Source organism: Catellatospora chokoriensis, assembly GCF_011297315.1.
Lineage (GTDB): Bacteria > Actinomycetota > Actinomycetes > Mycobacteriales > Micromonosporaceae > Catellatospora > Catellatospora citrea.
This window is the reverse complement of sequence record NZ_JAAOTI010000009.1, coordinates 17,517-33,008: the sequence shown is the minus strand read 5'-3', so window position 1 is coordinate 33,008 and position 15,492 is coordinate 17,517. Positions and strand designations below refer to the sequence as shown.

The window sequence follows — 15,492 nt, the reverse complement described above, 5'->3', positions numbered from 1 at the left end:
TTCCTTGGTTGTCAGCCGGTGCCGGTCAGCGCCGGTATCCGGTGGTGAGCTCGGTGCCGCGGTGGCGCCACTTGGGCTCCTTGTCCACGGTCTTGGCGGTCACGTGGCGCAGCATGCGGATCATCGCGCCGTACGCGCCGCTGCCGGCCGAGGAGACGGTCGCGCCGGGCGGCTCGTCCATGAACGGCATGAACTTGTCCGGGAAGCCGGGCATGGTGCAGCCGATGCAGATGCCGCCCACGTTGGGGCAGCCGCCGATGCCGTTCATCCAGCCGCGCTTGGGCACGTTGCACTTCACGACCGGCCCCCAGCAGCCGATCTTGACCAGGCACTCCGGCGTGCCGTACTGGTGGGTGAACTGGCCCTGCTCGTAGAAGCCGCCCCGGTCGCAGCCCTCGTGCACCGTCATCCCGAACAGCCACTGCGGGCGCAGCTTGTCGTCCAGCGGGATCATCGGCGCCTGCCCGGCCGCCTGGTAGAGCAGGTAGGTGATGGTCTCGGCGAGGTTGTCCGGCTGGATCGGGCAGCCCGGCACGCACACGATCGGGATGCCCGCGCCGGAGCGCCAGTCCCAGCCCAGGTAGTCGGGCACGCCCATGGCCCCGGTCGGGTTGCCCGACATGGCGTGGATGCCGCCGTACGTGGCGCAGGTGCCCACCGCGAGCACCGCGAGGGCCTTGGGCGCGAGCCGGTCCAGCCACTCGCTGGTCGTGATCGGCTGCCCGGTGGCCGGGTCGGTGCCGAAGGCGGCCCAGTAGCCCTCCTCCTTGATCGACTCGTTCGGAATCGATCCCTCGACGACCAGCACGAACGGTTCGAGTTCGCCCCGGTCGGCCTTGTGGAACCAGGACAGGAAGTCGTCCGCGCCGCCGTCCGGCCCGCACTCGAAGTCGATCAGCGGCCAGTGCACCGCGATCTTCGGCAGGCCCGGCAGCGCGCCGAGCGCGATCTCCTCGATGCTGGGCTGGGTCGCGGCGGTCAGCGCCACCGAGTCGCCGTCGCAGCTGAGCCCCGCGTTGATCCAGAGAATGTGGATCGGCTGCTCATCGGCCTGCGCAGGCTGCGCCTGTGTTGCGGTCATCTGCCAACACCCCCTGTGCCGCCGACGGGCGGCCGTCCGCGCCGCACAGCTCCGCCACGGTCAGCTCCCACAGCACGTGGCAGGCGGTGGTCTGCGCTTCCTGGATGCGGTGCACCGACGGCGACCGCACGACGAACAGGTGGTCGACGGCGCCCGGCTCGGCCAGCCGTCCCCCGCCACCCCCGCTGAACCCGACCGTGACCATCCCGCAGCGGCGCGCCCGGTCGAACGCGGCAACCAGGTTCGGCGAGTTCCCGCTGGTGGAGAAGCCCACCGCGACGTCCCCGGGCCGGGCGTGCGCGGCCACCTGGCGAGCGAACACCGCCTCCACACCGACGTCGTTGGCCAGCGCGCTGAGCACGGCCACGTCGGCGCTGAGCGCGTACGCCGCAAGCGAAGGAGCGCCGTAGCCGTGTGGCGGGGCCGCGAACAGGTCGGCGCAGGCCTGGGCGTCGGTCGCGCTGCCGCCGTTGCCGAACGCGAACAGCCGCCCGCCCGTGTCCAGCGCGACCGCCAGGCTCCGGGCGCAGGCGGCCAGCGCCTCGCCCTGCTCGGTGAGCACCTGGGCGCGCAGCAGCGCGGCCTCGCGCAGCTTGCCCGCGGTGGAGACGACCAGCTCCGCCGTGAACGCGTCCACGGTCGGCGCCGGTTGGGCGTACAGGAACGGGTACAGGGCGCCCAGGTGCGCCGGGGCGGCCCGGCCGGCAGTGCTCACCCGGCCACCTCCGGTAGCACCCGGATGGCCTCGCCGGCGTGCACCAGCACCGTGTCGCCGACCCGCGCGTCCACCAGCGCGACACTGATCTCCTCCGGCCCCGCGCCGGCGTCGGCCAGCGCCAGCCCGTCGGCCAGCAGCAGCACCACGGTCGCCGGGACGGCGGTGTCCGAGCAGGTCACACAGGACTCGCCGGCCAGGTCGCCCACGGCCCGCAGCTCCGCCGGAAGGGCGTGCCTCATGGCGTGGGCCCGTCCGGGCCGTGTTCCAGCAGCGCGTGGGTCAGTTCCCAGAGCAGGTGGTATGCCGAGACCTGCAGCTCGCGCAGCACGAGCGGATCGTCGGCGGGCAGGGTGAGCAGGTGGTCCACCGGCGGCCCGGCCCAGAACCGCCCCGCCAGCGCCACCGTGAGCAGCCCCCGCTCCCCCGCCGCAGCCAGCGCCCCGCCCACGCCCGGCCGCGTTTCGTCCTGCAGTTTCGGGGAATCTGCGCCTTCGGCCGGTCGGTAGGGCGCAGTTTCCCCGAAGCTGCAGGCCGCGGCAGATACCGCACCGCGCGGCGGCTCGGCGTCCCGTCGGGTCGGGGCGTCGCACACGGCCAGCGCGAGGTCGCCCGGCGCGGCGTGGCGCAGCCGGTACGCGGCGCGGTCCGCGCCGTGGGCGATCGCGGGCAGGGCCCGCTTGCCGACGATCACCGGATGCACGAACTCGACCGCGATGTGGTGGGCGTCGGCGTCGTCATGGCCGAAGGCGTGCAGCACGCCGCCGCACCGGAACCGCCGGGCCATCGCCGCGGCAGCTGCCACCAGGTCCGGAGCAGACTCGGCCAGGTCCGCACCGGGCCGCTCGCGCCGCTGCGCGAGCGCCGTGGTGAGCACCGCGGCCGCGGTCATACCTGCCCCCCGTGGCTAGGTTCCGTCCTGACTCACCATAGCGGCCTTATCACTACAAGAGCCGCGAATCGCCCGACCCTCCGTCGGTGCGGGTGGCTAGGCGTGGCGAGGGTGCGCGATGATGCCGCGCATGACGTCCGACCAGGAGCGACCCGAGTCCGCGCCGGCCGACGCGCCGCAGGCCGGCCCAGCCGGGTCCCCGGCCTCCTCGCGCGTTGGCCGCCGCTGGTGGCGCGTCACGCGCCGGGTCGTGCTGCTGAGCGTGCTGGCCGGCCTGCTGGCGCTCGTCGGCAGCATAGGCTGGGTGCGCCGGCAGGCCTCCGGGCACGTGTACGCGATCGAGGACGTGCCCGAGGCCCCGGTCGCCCTGGTGCTCGGCGCGCAGGTGCACGACAACGGCTCACCCTCGGGCTTCCTGGAGGCCCGCCTCGACATCGCCCGCCGCCTCTACGAGACCGGCAAGGTGCGCGCGGTGCTCGTCTCCGGCGACCACGGCCAGTGGACCTACGACGAGCCCGACGCCATGCGCCAGTGGCTGATCGCCCGCGGCGTGCCGGACCGCAGGGTGGTCGCCGACCACGCCGGGTTCGACACGTACGACTCCTGCCAGCGGGCCGTCCGGGTGTTCGGGGTGCGCCAGCTCATCGTGGTCACGCAGAGCTACCACATCGACCGGGCCGTGGCGCTGTGCCGGGACGCGGGCATCGACGCCACCGGGGTCGGCGACGACACCGCCCGGCGCTTCGGCTCCTTCTGGACCAAGGCGGTCGTCCGCGAGCAGGGCGCCTGCGTCAAGGCCATGCTGGACGTGGTCACCGGCCGCGACCCGGTGTTCCTGGGCCGCCACGAGACCGGCGTCGAGGACGCGCTGCGCGAGTAGAGGCGGCCCGGGAACACCGGGGCTCAGGCGGCGGCGGCCACGTGCAGGCGGGCGGCCGTGACGTCCTCGAACTCCTTGGTCCGGGCGGCCAGGGCCATGGTGAGGAACTGCCCGGCGTCCTCGCCGATCGGCATCCGCAGCGGCGGCTCGGCGAGCCCGGCCAGCCGGTGCACCGCCTCGGCGAACAGCTCCGGCGGGTTGAGCTCCGGGTTGCCGTGCATGGCCCGCAGCCCGGCGATCATCGGGGCCTCGACCGGCTCGTACGCCTCCACGCGCTGGCGCGGCAGCGCGGCGGAGGTGCCGTAGAGCGTGCTGAAGCCGCCGGGCTGCACGATGGTGACCTTCACCCCGAGGTGCGCGGACTCCTGCGCCAGCGACTCGGCCAGGCCCTCCAGCGCGAACTTGCTGGCCGTGTACGCCGCGAGCCCGGGGAACGGCACCGCGCCCGCGACCGAGGAGACGAACACCGCGTGCCCGCCGCCCTGCGCCCGCCACAGCGGCAGCACGAGGCGGGTCAGCCGCCACGGCGCGAAGACATTGGTCGCGAACTGCGCCTCCAGCTCGCCGTCGGAGACCTCCTCCACCGCGCCGCACTGGCCGTACCCGGCGTTGTTGACGAGCACGTCGACGCCGCCGAAGCGGTGCGCCGCGGTGGCCACCACGGCCGCACAGGCGACCGGGTCGAGCACGTCCAGGGCCTGCACCACCACCGTGTCCGGGTGCCGGTCGGCCAGGTCGGCCAACGTCTCGGGCCGCCGGGCGGTGGCCACCACCCGTTCGCCCGCCTGCGCCAACCGCTCCACCAGCGCCCGGCCCAGCCCGGTCGAGCATCCCGTCACCAGCCAGCGTCGTGCCATCGGTGCCACCCCTCGCGTCGTCGCGGCCCCCAGTGGGCCGGTCGGGTGACCAGACTGGCAGCGGATATGCACGGACGGCAATGTAAACTTACGGACGGGAGTGATTACGCCACACAGCGTGAGTCATGAGCGCGAACGGTACCGCCGCCAGCGCCACCAGCCACCCGCCGAGCACATCGGACGGCCAGTGCACCACCAGCGCCACCCGGCTCGCCCCCACCAGCACGGCCCAGCCCCCGACCGTCGCCACCAGCGCGATCCGCTGCCAGCGCGCCCACAGCAGCGGCCAGACCAGCATGAGCAGCAGCAGTGCCGCCGTCGCGAAGTGGCTGGTGTGGCCGGACGGATAGGACCAGCCGGCCGCCAGCGCCAGCATTCCCTCGGGCCGGTCCCGAGCCACCAGCGCGTGCACGACCAGGCGCAGCGTCGCACTGGCCGCCACGGCCGCGCACACGAACGCCAGGTGCGCGAGCATCCTGCGGCGCAGCAGGAATCCCAGCGTGAATGCGAGGACCGACAGCAGCACGACGGTGTCACCGGTGCGGGTGACCGCGCTCATCACCGCGCGCCACATCGGATACTCCAGGGCCAGCCGGTGCGCGGCCGCGCTGACGACGGCGTCCCGTTCCACCAGCGGGGGCCAGGTGACCTCGACCGCGACGGTCAGCAGTGCGTACGCCGCCACGGCGGCAGCCGCCGTCCAGAGCCAGCGACGGCGCGCGTCGGAGTGCACGAGCATGGTGATGTCCTACCCGCCCCGGTGACGCCCGTCACGTCGGGGGTGCCCCGGTCTCAGCCGGCGCGGCGGCGGGCCCGGCGCGCGGCCAGCTCGTCGGTCACGCCCAGCGGCAGCACGGCCGGCGCGAACGGGGTGACCGTCGCCTCCTCGACCTCGGTGCCGCGCTCGGCGGGCAGGTGCGACAGCGAGCCCTGGATCTCCTTGAACGCGCCGCCGATGGCTATCCCGAACACGCCCTGCCCGCCCTGCAGCAGGTCCACGACCTCCTCCGGCGAACGGCAGTCGTACACCGAGGTGCCGTCGGAGATGAGCGTGATGGTGGCCAGGTCGTCGGCGTCGTAGGCGCGCAGCGTCTCGATGGCGCGGCGGATGTTCTGCAGCGACACCCCGGCGTCCAGCAGGCGTTTGACCACCTTCAACACGACCAGGTCGCGGAACGAGTAGAGCCGCTGGGTGCCCGAGCCGGACGCGTCCCGGATGCTCGGCACCACCAGCCCGGTGCGGGCCCAGTAGTCCAGCTGCCGGTAGCTGATGCCGACCGCGTGGCAGGCCGTCACGCCCCGATAGCCGAGCGAACCGCCCTGCACGTCCGAGTCGGCATCCTCCGCCACGCCGCCGCGCAACGCGGCCGCACCACCGGGACGACCTGGGTCACTGCCAGGCGACTGCGGATCATGGAGCTGATTCATGCGACTACCTCCCGCCGAGTGTCGACCTGGCCAGCCTATAGCGGATGGCGCCGACCGGCGGGGAGGCAACGCTGCGACACGCCACAAACGAGTCCCGGAGCGTCACTTTTCGGTGACTCTGTCGTTAACGGATCCCGCTTCGCGGCCTTAATCGGTCGTCCAGCCTCCGCTTCGCTCCGGCTGGACACCGAGCGGCCGCTCCGACGGGCTCCTGTTACGAGGCGAAGTCCTCCGGCCGGACCTGCTCCAGGAACTCCCGGAACTTCTCGACCTCGTCCTCCTGCTCGTCCGGGATGATGATCCCGGCCTCGTCGAGGACCTTCTCGGCACAGCGCACCGGGGCGCCCACCCGCAGCGCCAGGGCGATCGCGTCACTGGGCCGCGCGGACACCCGCACCGAATCGCCGATGAGCAGGTCGGCGTAGAAGATGCTGTCCTTCAGCTCGACGATCTCCACGGCCTTCAGCGGCGCCGACAGCGCCTGCAGCAGGTCCCGGAGAAGATCATGGGTGAGCGGCCGGGCCGGCTTGACCCCCTGCTGCTCGTAGGCGATCGCCGTCGCCTCCACCGCGCCGATCCAGATCGGCAGGTAGCGGTCCCCCTCCACCTCACGCAGCAGGACGATCGGCTGGTTGGTGGGCAGTTCGACCCTTACCCCGATCACGCTCAGCTCGCGCACCGTCTCGCCTCCGTCGCGTCTGCCTAGGGCCGGTGTCTGTCGGGCCCGCCTGGCGGCGAACCGTGCGACACTGCCTCTCAGCCTCTTCTACTGCACGCTACACGCCCACGTGCACCCTCGGCTCGTACGACCGCCGTCAGCCGCCGAGCGCGTCGTTGAGCCCGGAACGCAGCAGCGCCACGTGCAGGCGCTGCGACAGAACGGTCAGCTCACGCATGGTCTCGGCCGCCCGCGCGCGGGCCGTGGGGTCCTGCTGGCGCATCAGCGGGGCCACCAGCTGAGCGTAGAGCCCGGCCTCCCGGTCCGCGGCGACCCGGTAGGCGCGCAGGTGCCGGGGCTCGACGCCGTACTCGGCGAGCTGCCCGGCCACCTCGGCGACCGCCAGGGCGTCGCCGTCGAACCACTCCCCCGCCCGGGCCGTGACCAGCCCGTGCCGCTCCAGGTCGGCCAGCAGCGCCTCGGTGATCCCGGCGCGGTGGCACAGCTCCTGGCGGCGCAGGCGCTCGTCGACGGGCTCCGCCACGGCCTCGGGCCGGTGGTCGTCGCCGACCGCGACCAGGGTCGGGCGCACCTGGGTCAGGTGGGCGCCTTCGGACAACTGCTCGCGGATGACGCGCAGGGGCAGATACTGGTCACGCTGCGCGGCAAGGATGAATCGCAGCCGCGCCACATCCTCGCGGCTGTATTTGCGGTAGCCGGACGACGTCCGCTGCGGCTCCACCAGACCCTCCGTCTCGAGGAACCGCAACTTCGAGATGGTGATGTCCGGAAAGTCGGAACGCAGCAGCCCGAGCACCTCGCCGATGCTCATCAGCGTCTGTGCCCGCGCCGCCCCGCCCCCGCCGCCGGCCGACGCCGGCACCGCTGCTGTCATGCCTCCTCGGCGCGCGGGCCGGCCACGTACAGCAGGCGGAACTTGCCGACCTGCACCTCGTCGCCGTTGTTGAGCGTGGCCGACTCGACCCGCTCCCGGTTGACGTACGTGCCGTTGAGGCTGCCCACGTCGCGCACGGTGAACGTGGACCCGTCCCGGTGGAACTCGGCGTGCCGGCGCGAGACCGTCACGTCGTCGAGGAAGATGTCGCTGTCGGGGTGACGGCCACTGGTCGTCACGTCGTGGTCGAGCAGGAAGCGGGCGCCCGCGTTCGGGCCACGACGCACCACCAGCAGGGCCATGCCCGGCGGCAGCTGTCCCGAGACCCGCCCCGGGACTACGTCAGACTCCGGCCCTTCCAGCGCCTCCTCCAGGGAGCCGAGGTGCAGGGTCGACGTGACGTCGAGCTGGGGGAACTCGTCGTCTGGTCGCGTCATCGGACCACCTCACGGTCATATCGGCCACGTATCCGTGGAACTGCTATGGGCACCGGGTAGGGCGTTACTCGACGTCAGCGGCGAGCTTAGGGAGCGAGCCTAGCGACCCTGGAAATGAAGGGTCAACCGGACTCGCTGGTCCCGATTCACGCCCCTGAATGAAGGTTCAGCTCTGGGTCAGCTCACGGTACGCTGCCGCGTCGAGAAGCGCATCCAGCGCGGACGGATCGGCGATCTCGATTTCGACGAGCCAGCCCTCGCCGTAGGGGTCGGTGTTGATGAGGTCCGGTGAGTCGACGAGGGTCTCGTTGCGAGCGGTCACCGTGCCGCTGAGCGGGGCGTAGATCTCCGACACGCTCTTGGTGGACTCGACCTCGCCGAAGGACTCGCCGGCCGCCACGACCTGGCCGGTCTCCGGCAGCTGCACGTACACGATGTCGCCCAGCGCGTCCTGCGCGAAGTGGGTGATACCGACCCGGACCGACCCGCCCTTCGTGGTGACCCACTCGTGCTCGGCGGTGTACTTCAGGTCCTCAGGAATCACGGTCGTGCCCTTTCGCTCCAGGCCGTCGTGTGGCCTAATGCCCGTCAGGAGACGGGCTTCGCGTACTCCAGGTTCGGCGTGCCCCGCACCGCGGTGATGTCGACCGGATGCGGATCACTGACGATCACGTTACCGCCGTCGCCTCGCACATCGTCAACCACCCCGCCGCGGAACTCCATGGCCTTGTCCAGGTCTTCCGGGCCGATCGCGGTCACCGTGTACGGCCCGGTCAGGCGCACCCCGTCGACCTCGATGCCGCCGCCGCCCACGTCGACGAAGTGAGTCGACGCGATCACGCGCACGGAACCGCCGTTCCCGTCGACCTGGATCGCCTCGGCCCCCGCCCCGCGCAGCTCCTGCACCGCGTTGAGCAGGTGGTTCGCGGTGATCGGGCCGGAGTCGTCGGAAAGACGCAGCGTGATGCCGGTGCCCTGGGCCTTGAGCGTGCCCGCCAGGATGCCGATGTCGTCGGCGCGCTCCTGGGCCTCCTTGAGGACCTGCTCCCGGCTGGACGCGCCCGAGTTGAGCTCGCGGCGGGTCGCCTCGAGCTCGGCGATGTCCTGGCGCAGCCGGTCCGCGCGCGAGTCGAGGTCGGCGAGGATGACGTAGAGGTCCTCCTCGCGCAGCGAGTTGTAGCCCTCGTCGGCCGAGTTGCTCTTGAGCTGGACCGCCAGTGTGAAGCCGAGCAGCACCAGCAGCACACCGATCAGGGCGCCCGCGCCACTGATCCGCTTGCGCGCGCCGTCGCTCGGGGCGTCCGCGTCCGGCTCGGGCCGCTCGCCGGGAGCCGGGTCGCCCGATCCCGCGGGGCCCGACTCGTCCGCCGTGGTGCCGGAGGTCTCCACCGCCGGGGACGCGTCGGCCACGGCCTTGTCCGCCGCCGGCTTGGCGCTCGGCGACCTGCCCGTCGAGGGCTTGGCACCCGGCGACCTGGCCGCCGAGGTCCCGGCGTCCGGAAGCTCGGCCGCGGGAGTGTCGCCGGCCGCGCCCGCCAGGGGCACCGTCGGCTCCTCGCCCGGCCCGGGGCCGACCGGCTGAGTCTTCTCGTCGTCGCTCACCGCTGCACCTACGCCTTGAACAGCCGGCGCCGGATCGCCGCCACGTTGCCGAAGATCCGCACGCCGAGGACGACGACCACGCCGGTGGACAGCTGGACGCCCACCCCCAGCTTGTCACCGAGGTACACGATGAAGCCCGCGACCAGGACGTTGGAGATGAACGAGATCACGAACTGCTTGTCGTCGAAGATCCCGTCGAGCTTCGCGCGCACACCGCCGAAGACCGCGTCCAGCGCGGCCACGACGGCGATCGGCAGGTAGGGCTGCAGCGCGTCCGGGACGGTGGGATTGAGCACGACGCCCAGCACCACTCCGGCGATCAACGCCAGTACTGCGATCACTTGCCACCTCCCGAGGGCGAGGTTGAGGGTGTCGGTGTGCCGGAGGGCGACGGCTGCGGCACGTGGGCGAACTGCAGCCGCGGCATCACCGCCGCCGGCAGCTCCAGGTCGTTCTTCTCGTCGACGTCGAAGCCGAGCTCCAGACGTTTGTCGTCGCGCAGCTTGCGGTAGGTGTCGGCGGTTCCGGTGTCGTTGAACCTGTCCGCCATGTCGGACGGCCCGATGGCGGCCACCTGGTACGGCCCGATGATGTGGGCGTTGCCGATCAGGATCGCCGAACCGGCGGTGCGGATCGGTGTCACCGAGGTCAGCCGGCGGCCGTTGACCGAGATCGCCTCGGCGCCCGACGCCCACAGCGCGTTCGTCACCAGCTGCAGGTCCAGGTCGAGGATCCGGGCCAGCCGCTCGGTGCCGGCGTTGGGCCCGTCGGAGAGGGTGACCACCACGCCGTCGCCGGTGACCTTGCGTAGCCCCGTCGCGGCCTCCAGCTCGCGCAGGCGGCCGATGGCGGTGTCGTCCAGCGCCTGCTCCCGCAGCCCGTTCACCTCGTCCTGGAGGCTCTCGGCACGCTGGTCGAGCTTGTCGGTGTCCGCGTCGCGCCGGTTGATGTCCTTGATCAGTTCGGTGCGGGTGGTGGCGCGGGCCGGCGCCCGCGCGACGACCTGCAGGTAGGCGACCGCGAGCAGCACGCCGATGACCGCGCAGACGACCACGGTGAACCCGCGGCGCGTCCACCGCGTCGCCGACGGCAGCGGGCCGCGCTCGCGGCGGGCGCGGGCGGCATCGGTGTACCCGCCGTCGAGCGGGTCCTGGAACAGGTCGGTCAGCATGTCCGTCTGCCACACCCGCTGCCCCGACGGCGGCGTCGACACCGGCCGCTCCGGCTCCCGGTCAGCGCCGGAGCTCATGCCGCGACCTCGCGGGAACGCCGCACCACGGCGGCGAACTGCAGCAGGTAGAAGATGCCCGCGATCCAGTACAGGACGATGCCCCACCAGCACAGCGCCCAGCCGCTGGCGTACGCGATGTCGTGCACCGCGCCCGTCGGCACGGCCCAGGCCAGCAGCAGGATCGGGAAGCCCATCAGCAGGATGAACGTCGCCGTCTTGCCGAGGTAGTGCACGGGCAGCGGGCCGTGGCCGAGCTTGCGCAGCACCGGGAAGGTGAGCATGAGCAGCACGTCGCGGGCCAGCAGCGCGACCGTGAACTGCCAGGGCACGATGTCGCGCACCGTGAACGCGAGCAGCGTGGCCAGGATGTAGAGGCGGTCGGCGGCCGGGTCCAGCAGCTCGCCGACGCGGCTCACCTGGCCCAGCCGGCGGGCCAGGTAACCGTCGATCCAGTCGGTGGTGCCGCCCAGGCCGAGCACGACCACGGCCCAGCCGACCTCGTCGGCGACCAGGAAGAGGTAGAGGAAGAGCGGCACGCCGAGCAGGCGGGCGAAGCTGATCAGGTTGGGGATGGTGAGGACGCGGTCGCGCGATTGCGCGCGAGCATCGCCCAGCGGCTGCTGAGCCACCGAGGCCTCCCCTCCGCCGCCGGCCACAAAAGCGACAGCCGGCACAGGCCGGCCGTATTCACCCGAATCTCCGGACATGATCCGCCGATTCACGACCCCCAGTTGTACCACGTTGCCGCGGGCGGCTGCCGACACGGCCGCAGGCGTCGGCGACGGTGCGGGGAAAGGGCGCACCCGCAGTACGGGTACGCCCTTTTTGTCCCTTTTTATCAGAGTGCGGTGCAGACCGGCACCGGGGTGCCGTTGGTGCCCTGGTAGCTGGCGAGGAAGCCGGTCGCCGTGCCCGCGCCGGGCGTCAGCAGCCCGTTCCAGCTGACGTTGAGCGCGGTCACGGTCGCGCCGCTCTGGGTGTACTGCCCGTTCCAGCTCTGCGAGATCACCTGGCCGTTCGGGAAGGTGAACCGCACCGACCAGCCGCTGATCGGCACCGTGCCGTTGTTGGCCACGCGCAGCTCACCCTGGAAGCCGCCGGGCCACTGGCCGATGATCACGTACGTCACCGAGCAGGACTTGCCCGCGCCGCCCGACGGAGACGGCGACGGCGACGGCGGACGCGACGGGCTCGGCGACACCGACGGCGGGGCCGACGGGCTCGGCGAGGCCGAGGGGGACGCCGAGGCCGACGGGGACGGCGGGTTCGACGGCGTCACGCCGCTGAGCGCCGCGGTCAGCGCCGGGTACCAGCGGTCCGACATCTTCTGGTCGCCGGCCGCGTTGGGGTGCACGCCGTCGTAGGTGTCGGTGGCCGTGTTGAAACCGGTCCACTGGTCGACGACGGTGATCGGCGACTGCGCGGTGGTCTTGCCCGCGGCCCAGGACGGGATCGCGTTGTTGAACGACACCACCCGCGCCGCACACTCGGTGCAGCTGGACGGGTTCATCGGGATGATCTTCGCCACCAGGATCCGCATGGCCGGGTTGCTGGCCCGCATCTGGTCGACCAGCTTGCTGAAGGCCGTCAGGATCTGCGTGTTGGGCAGGTTTGACCACACGTCGTTGGTGCCGAAGTGCATCAGCACGACGTCGGGCAGGGTCGCCGACAGCCAGCCGACGAGCTGGTTCTGATTGGCCACGTTGGTGGCCAGGAAGCCGCCGTGGCCTTCGTTGTCGCCGTCATGAGCGACCCCGCAGCCCTGCGCGGGCAGCGTGCCGACCATGTCGATGTTGGTGTAGCCGGTGCTCTGCAGCCGGTTCCACAGCGTCGCCCGCCAGCAGCCGGGCGAGCCGGTGATCGAGTCGCCGAGCGCCATGATGCGGGTCGGGACGGCGGCCGCGCTGCCGGTGGGAGCTGCGACGACGACGGCCGTCGCGGCCACGAGTGTGCCCAGCAGCGCCATCAGCGCCGCCCTCACGGTGGGCCTGGACATGAGCGAATCCCCTCACTGGGACGCGCGAAGACATCCGCCGCCCACGCGGAGGACCCCACGCTGGTACGAGACAGGACGTCGCTGCGGCACGGCGCAGTCGACGAGATCAGGGTGCGGCCCGGCTCCCGGGGGCCGTCAGAGCCCACCGTCGATATTAGAGGGCGCGGCGGCTACGGCGAAACAGAGCTGACCAGCAGCACGAACAGCAGTGCCACCGCGACGATGCCGACACAGGCCGCCACCAGCACCAACGTGTGCTGCGGCAGCCGCCGCGCGGCCGGCGCCGCGGCCTGCCGCCCGGCACGTTCCGGCGCGGCGGGCTCCACGGCCGGCTCGTTCAGGTACGGCGGCAGGTACACGGTCGTGCTGAAGGTCGGCGCGGCGAGCACCGACGGCGGCTCGTACCCGGCCGGGGTCAGGTGGTCCCACAGCGCCGAGGCCTGCTCCTCCTGCTCCGGCTGCGCCCAGGCGTCCGCCGGTGCCGCCCGCTGCTGCGGCACGGGGTCCGGGAGCGGGGCAGGTGACTGGCGTGCGGCTCCTCCGGCGAGTTCGACCGGGGAGATCGGGGCGTCCGGGATCAGGCCGACGCCGCACCGGTGGCGCGGATCGGCGACGGCCCGGCCGGCGGCGGTGATCATCGCGTGCACCGGGTCGGCCGGGTCCAGCCCGGCGGCGTACTCGCGCGCCTCGGCCAGCAGCTCGTGCGCGTCGTTGAAACCGCCGCAGTCGCGCCACATGGCGGCCAGGCGCAGCTGCATGCGGATGCCGACGGGATGCGCCGCGCCGTGCGCGCGCCGGTGCTCGTCGATGACCGTGGCCAGGCGCAGCCGCGCCGTCACGCAGTGGCCCTGCGCGTGCTCGACGGTGGCCAGGTCGCCCCGCGCCGCCAGCACCCGGTCCGAGTCCGGGCCGTCGAGCTCGGAGTACGCCGCGATCAGGTCGAGGTAGCGCTGCACCGCGCGGGCATGCACGCCCACCCTGGCCAGCACCGCGGCCAGCAGCCCGAGCGCGTGCAGGGTGCGCCGGTCGCGTTCGCCGTACAGCGCCCGCGACGCCGCGAAGCCGTAGGCGGCCCAGCCCCGGGCGGCGTACGGCTCGCCGAGCCCGAGCAGCACGCCGGTCTCCAGCACCACCGCCTCGGCGACGACCGGCGTGGCCTGGGCCGGGTCGGTCGGCACCGTGCCCAGGGCGGCGGACAGCAGGTCGTGCGCGGCCGACAGCGTCCCGGCCGCGATGTGCTCGCGCGCCCGTGCCACCACGTGCTCTCCGACCGGCATCGCCGCCCGCACCCCCTCGTCACCCGTCCGCGGACCGCCACCATGCCGCGTGGAGACCCTCGGGCGCCAGCCCTGGGAGGGTTACGTCACCAAACCGACCCGCCACCGCCGACCGGCGAACGGTCGGCGGTGGGCGCACCCACCGGGCACGGCCCGGGTCAACGGGGGCCGTCGTACGAACGTGAACCGACCTAGGATCGGCGCATGACCCGCCCGGCGACCCCGAATCCCTGGCCCCGCATGACCGACCGGCACCACGGCGACCCCGACCGGGTCGCGGTCATCCTGCCCGGCGGCGGCTACACACCCGCCAGGCCGCTGCTGCACCTGGCCCGCATCGTGCTCGCCCACCACGGCTGGAGCGTGCAGGAGCGGTGGTGGCAGCCACCGGCCACCCCCGACCTCGACGAGCGCGCCGGCTGGGTCGTCGCACAGGCCGTCGCCGCCGTCGAGGCCGAGTCCGCGAAGCGGATCATGCTGGTCGGCAAGTCGCTGGGCACGCTGGCCGCGCCGGTCGCCGCCGAACGCCACCTGCCCGCGATCTGGTTCACGCCGCTGATGTTCCACGCCTCGGTGGTCGACGCGCTCGGCGCGACGCAGGCCCCGACCCAGCTGTTCGGCGGTGCCGCGGACTTCTCCTGGGACCCGCGGCTGGCCGACGATCTCGGCCTGCCGTGCCTGGAGCTGGCCGGCGCCGACCACTCGCTGGAGCACCCCGACGACCCGGTCCGCAGCGCGGAGAACCTGCTCCGCGTCACCCGCCGCCTGCACGAGTTCGTGGGCGGCCTGTGACCGGCTCACGCCGGTGAAGGCCTCGCGGCTGGTGTCGCTGCTGCTCACCTTGCAGCAGCGGCGTTCCGCGCGGGCTGCGGAGCTGGCGCAGCTGTTCGAGGTCTCGGTGCGCACCGTGTACCGCGATGTCGCCGCGCTGCAGGCCGCCGGGGTGCCGCTGTGGACCGAACCCGGCCGCGCCGGCGGCATCCGGCTGCTGGACGGCTGGCGCACCCGCCTGGACGGGCTCACCGGCGCCGAGGCCGCCGCGCTGTTCGCCGGGGCGGCCCCGGCGGCGCTCGCCGAGCTGGGGCTCGGCTCGGTGCTGCTGGCCGCGCAGGCCAAGGTGCTCGCGACACTGCCCGAACCGCTGCGCGACCGGGCCCGCACCATCGCCCAGCGCTTCCACCTGGACGCGCCCGGCTGGTTCCACCGCGGCGAGGAACTGCCGCACCTGATGAGCATCGCCGAGGCGGTATGGAAGCAGCGCCGCGTCACCGTGCGCTACCGGCGCGCCGACGGCTCGGTGCGCCGCGCGCTGGAGCCGTACGGGCTGGTCCTCAAGGCCGGGGTCTGGTATCTCGTGGCCCGCGTCCCCGATGCCGACGCGGTGCGCACCTACCGGCTGGCCCGGATCACCGCCGTCGAACCGGGCGGCGACCGGTTCGAGCTGCTGCCGCTGGGCGCGGAGGTCGAGATCCTGGCCCCGGAGCAGTTGCGGGCCGAGTTCGCCGCGGTCGGCGCCGCGATCGCGGCCCGCAACTCCTGACCC

20 protein-coding genes are annotated in these 15,492 nt (G+C 72.9%); 3 read left to right on the top strand and 17 right to left on the bottom strand.

Features of this window, described 5'->3' with window-relative positions; all coding sequences use genetic code 11:
• Positions 1-25 precede the first annotated feature (25 nt).
• The 4 genes from HAV39_RS14980 to HAV39_RS14965 are packed head-to-tail and all read right to left on the bottom strand — an operon-like array spanning position 26 to position 2,688.
• Positions 26-1,081: an NADH-quinone oxidoreductase subunit B family protein gene (locus HAV39_RS14980; RefSeq protein WP_191839835.1), complete on the bottom strand. Its 1,056-nt coding sequence runs from the start codon at positions 1,079-1,081 to the stop codon at positions 26-28.
• On the bottom strand, positions 1,044-1,796 hold the full coding sequence (locus HAV39_RS14975) for a D-sedoheptulose-7-phosphate isomerase (protein WP_203736685.1): 753 nt from the start codon (positions 1,794-1,796) through the stop codon (positions 1,044-1,046). The genes HAV39_RS14980 and HAV39_RS14975 overlap by 38 nt, the downstream gene beginning before the upstream one ends.
• Complete coding sequence (locus HAV39_RS14970) at positions 1,793-2,038, bottom strand: HypC/HybG/HupF family hydrogenase formation chaperone (protein ID WP_120315518.1); 246 nt, start codon at positions 2,036-2,038, stop codon at positions 1,793-1,795. Before HAV39_RS14970 ends, HAV39_RS14975 begins: the two co-directional genes overlap by 4 nt.
• On the bottom strand, positions 2,035-2,688 hold the full coding sequence (locus HAV39_RS14965) for a phosphoheptose isomerase family protein (protein ID WP_191839834.1): 654 nt from the start codon (positions 2,686-2,688) through the stop codon (positions 2,035-2,037). The genes HAV39_RS14970 and HAV39_RS14965 overlap by 4 nt, the downstream gene beginning before the upstream one ends.
• Positions 2,689-2,818: 130 nt before the next feature.
• Between HAV39_RS14965 and HAV39_RS14960 the strand changes: the two genes are divergently transcribed.
• Positions 2,819-3,568: a SanA/YdcF family protein gene (locus HAV39_RS14960; RefSeq protein ID WP_191839833.1), complete on the top strand. Its 750-nt coding sequence runs from the start codon at positions 2,819-2,821 to the stop codon at positions 3,566-3,568.
• Between the two features lie 23 nt (positions 3,569-3,591).
• Here the strand turns inward: HAV39_RS14960 and HAV39_RS14955 are convergent, their stop codons facing one another.
• From HAV39_RS14955 to HAV39_RS14895, 13 genes are all read right to left on the bottom strand, one after another.
• Complete coding sequence (locus tag HAV39_RS14955) at positions 3,592-4,425, bottom strand: SDR family NAD(P)-dependent oxidoreductase (RefSeq protein WP_191839832.1); 834 nt, start codon at positions 4,423-4,425, stop codon at positions 3,592-3,594.
• An 88-nt stretch (positions 4,426-4,513) separates the two neighbouring features.
• Positions 4,514-5,164: a phosphatase PAP2 family protein gene (locus HAV39_RS14950; RefSeq protein ID WP_191839831.1), complete on the bottom strand. Its 651-nt coding sequence runs from the start codon at positions 5,162-5,164 to the stop codon at positions 4,514-4,516.
• 53 nt (positions 5,165-5,217) lie between these two features.
• Positions 5,218-5,853, bottom strand: coding sequence for a MerR family transcriptional regulator (locus HAV39_RS14945; protein WP_230690340.1), 636 nt, complete (start codon positions 5,851-5,853; stop codon positions 5,218-5,220).
• Positions 5,854-6,067: 214 nt separating this feature from the next.
• On the bottom strand, positions 6,068-6,532 hold the full coding sequence (locus tag HAV39_RS14940; protein WP_120315524.1) for a bifunctional nuclease family protein: 465 nt from the start codon (positions 6,530-6,532) through the stop codon (positions 6,068-6,070).
• 136 nt (positions 6,533-6,668) lie between these two features.
• Positions 6,669-7,406 carry a transcriptional regulator FtsR gene (gene ftsR, locus HAV39_RS14935; RefSeq protein WP_239120982.1) on the bottom strand — a complete coding sequence of 246 codons (738 nt, stop codon included), beginning with the start codon at positions 7,404-7,406 and terminating at the stop codon, positions 6,669-6,671.
• Positions 7,403-7,843 (bottom strand): FHA domain-containing protein, encoded by a 441-nt coding sequence (locus HAV39_RS14930; RefSeq protein WP_120315525.1) that lies wholly within the window; start codon positions 7,841-7,843, stop codon positions 7,403-7,405. The genes ftsR and HAV39_RS14930 overlap by 4 nt, the downstream gene beginning before the upstream one ends.
• A 166-nt stretch (positions 7,844-8,009) precedes the next feature.
• On the bottom strand, positions 8,010-8,387 hold the full coding sequence (gene gcvH, locus HAV39_RS14925; protein WP_120315526.1) for a glycine cleavage system protein GcvH: 378 nt from the start codon (positions 8,385-8,387) through the stop codon (positions 8,010-8,012).
• A gap of 44 nt (positions 8,388-8,431) precedes the next feature.
• On the bottom strand, positions 8,432-9,445 hold the full coding sequence (locus HAV39_RS14920; RefSeq protein ID WP_191839830.1) for a DUF881 domain-containing protein: 1,014 nt from the start codon (positions 9,443-9,445) through the stop codon (positions 8,432-8,434).
• An 8-nt stretch (positions 9,446-9,453) separates the two neighbouring features.
• Positions 9,454-9,786: a small basic family protein gene (locus HAV39_RS14915; RefSeq protein ID WP_120315528.1), complete on the bottom strand. Its 333-nt coding sequence runs from the start codon at positions 9,784-9,786 to the stop codon at positions 9,454-9,456.
• The gene (locus tag HAV39_RS14910) at positions 9,783-10,694 is read right to left on the bottom strand and encodes a DUF881 domain-containing protein (protein ID WP_191839829.1); all 912 of its coding nucleotides are present in this window, start codon (positions 10,692-10,694) and stop codon (positions 9,783-9,785) included. Before HAV39_RS14910 ends, HAV39_RS14915 begins: the two co-directional genes overlap by 4 nt.
• Positions 10,691-11,305, bottom strand: a complete 615-nt coding sequence (clsA, locus tag HAV39_RS14905) for a cardiolipin synthase ClsA (RefSeq protein WP_239120983.1) — start codon at positions 11,303-11,305, stop codon at positions 10,691-10,693. The genes HAV39_RS14910 and clsA overlap by 4 nt, the downstream gene beginning before the upstream one ends.
• A 209-nt stretch (positions 11,306-11,514) precedes the next feature.
• On the bottom strand, positions 11,515-12,672 hold the full coding sequence (locus tag HAV39_RS14900; protein ID WP_191839827.1) for a cellulose binding domain-containing protein: 1,158 nt from the start codon (positions 12,670-12,672) through the stop codon (positions 11,515-11,517).
• Between the two features lie 170 nt (positions 12,673-12,842).
• Entirely contained in the window at positions 12,843-13,949 is a 1,107-nt protein-coding gene (locus HAV39_RS14895) for a hypothetical protein (protein ID WP_191839826.1), read from the bottom strand.
• A gap of 204 nt (positions 13,950-14,153) precedes the next feature.
• Between HAV39_RS14895 and HAV39_RS14890 the strand changes: the two genes are divergently transcribed.
• Entirely contained in the window at positions 14,154-14,741 is a 588-nt protein-coding gene (locus tag HAV39_RS14890) for an alpha/beta hydrolase (RefSeq protein WP_191839825.1), read from the top strand.
• A 13-nt stretch (positions 14,742-14,754) separates the two neighbouring features.
• Positions 14,755-15,489 (top strand): helix-turn-helix transcriptional regulator, encoded by a 735-nt coding sequence (locus HAV39_RS14885; protein WP_191839824.1) that lies wholly within the window; start codon positions 14,755-14,757, stop codon positions 15,487-15,489.
• Positions 15,490-15,492: the final 3 nt, after the last annotated feature.

Excerpts from the sequence above, each read along its gene's own strand:
- HAV39_RS14960 (WP_191839833.1), top strand. The coding sequence starts at position 2,819 with ATGACGTCCGACCAGGAGCGACCCGAGTCCGCGCCGGCCGACGCGCCG.
- HAV39_RS14980 (WP_191839835.1), bottom strand. The coding sequence starts at position 1,081 with ATGACCGCAACACAGGCGCAGCCTGCGCAGGCCGATGAGCAGCCGATC.
- ftsR (WP_239120982.1), bottom strand. The coding sequence starts at position 7,406 with ATGACAGCAGCGGTGCCGGCGTCGGCCGGCGGCGGGGGCGGGGCGGCG.
- HAV39_RS14910 (WP_191839829.1), bottom strand. The coding sequence starts at position 10,694 with ATGAGCTCCGGCGCTGACCGGGAGCCGGAGCGGCCGGTGTCGACGCCG.
- HAV39_RS14950 (WP_191839831.1), bottom strand. The coding sequence starts at position 5,164 with ATGCTCGTGCACTCCGACGCGCGCCGTCGCTGGCTCTGGACGGCGGCT.
- HAV39_RS14970 (WP_120315518.1), bottom strand. The coding sequence starts at position 2,038 with ATGAGGCACGCCCTTCCGGCGGAGCTGCGGGCCGTGGGCGACCTGGCC.
- HAV39_RS14965 (WP_191839834.1), bottom strand. The coding sequence starts at position 2,688 with ATGACCGCGGCCGCGGTGCTCACCACGGCGCTCGCGCAGCGGCGCGAG.
- HAV39_RS14945 (WP_230690340.1), bottom strand. The coding sequence starts at position 5,853 with ATGAATCAGCTCCATGATCCGCAGTCGCCTGGCAGTGACCCAGGTCGT.
- HAV39_RS14890 (WP_191839825.1), top strand. The coding sequence starts at position 14,154 with ATGACCCGCCCGGCGACCCCGAATCCCTGGCCCCGCATGACCGACCGG.
- HAV39_RS14900 (WP_191839827.1), bottom strand. The coding sequence starts at position 12,672 with ATGTCCAGGCCCACCGTGAGGGCGGCGCTGATGGCGCTGCTGGGCACA.
- HAV39_RS14895 (WP_191839826.1), bottom strand. The coding sequence starts at position 13,949 with ATGCCGGTCGGAGAGCACGTGGTGGCACGGGCGCGCGAGCACATCGCG.
- HAV39_RS14930 (WP_120315525.1), bottom strand. The coding sequence starts at position 7,843 with ATGACGCGACCAGACGACGAGTTCCCCCAGCTCGACGTCACGTCGACC.
- HAV39_RS14955 (WP_191839832.1), bottom strand. The coding sequence starts at position 4,425 with ATGGCACGACGCTGGCTGGTGACGGGATGCTCGACCGGGCTGGGCCGG.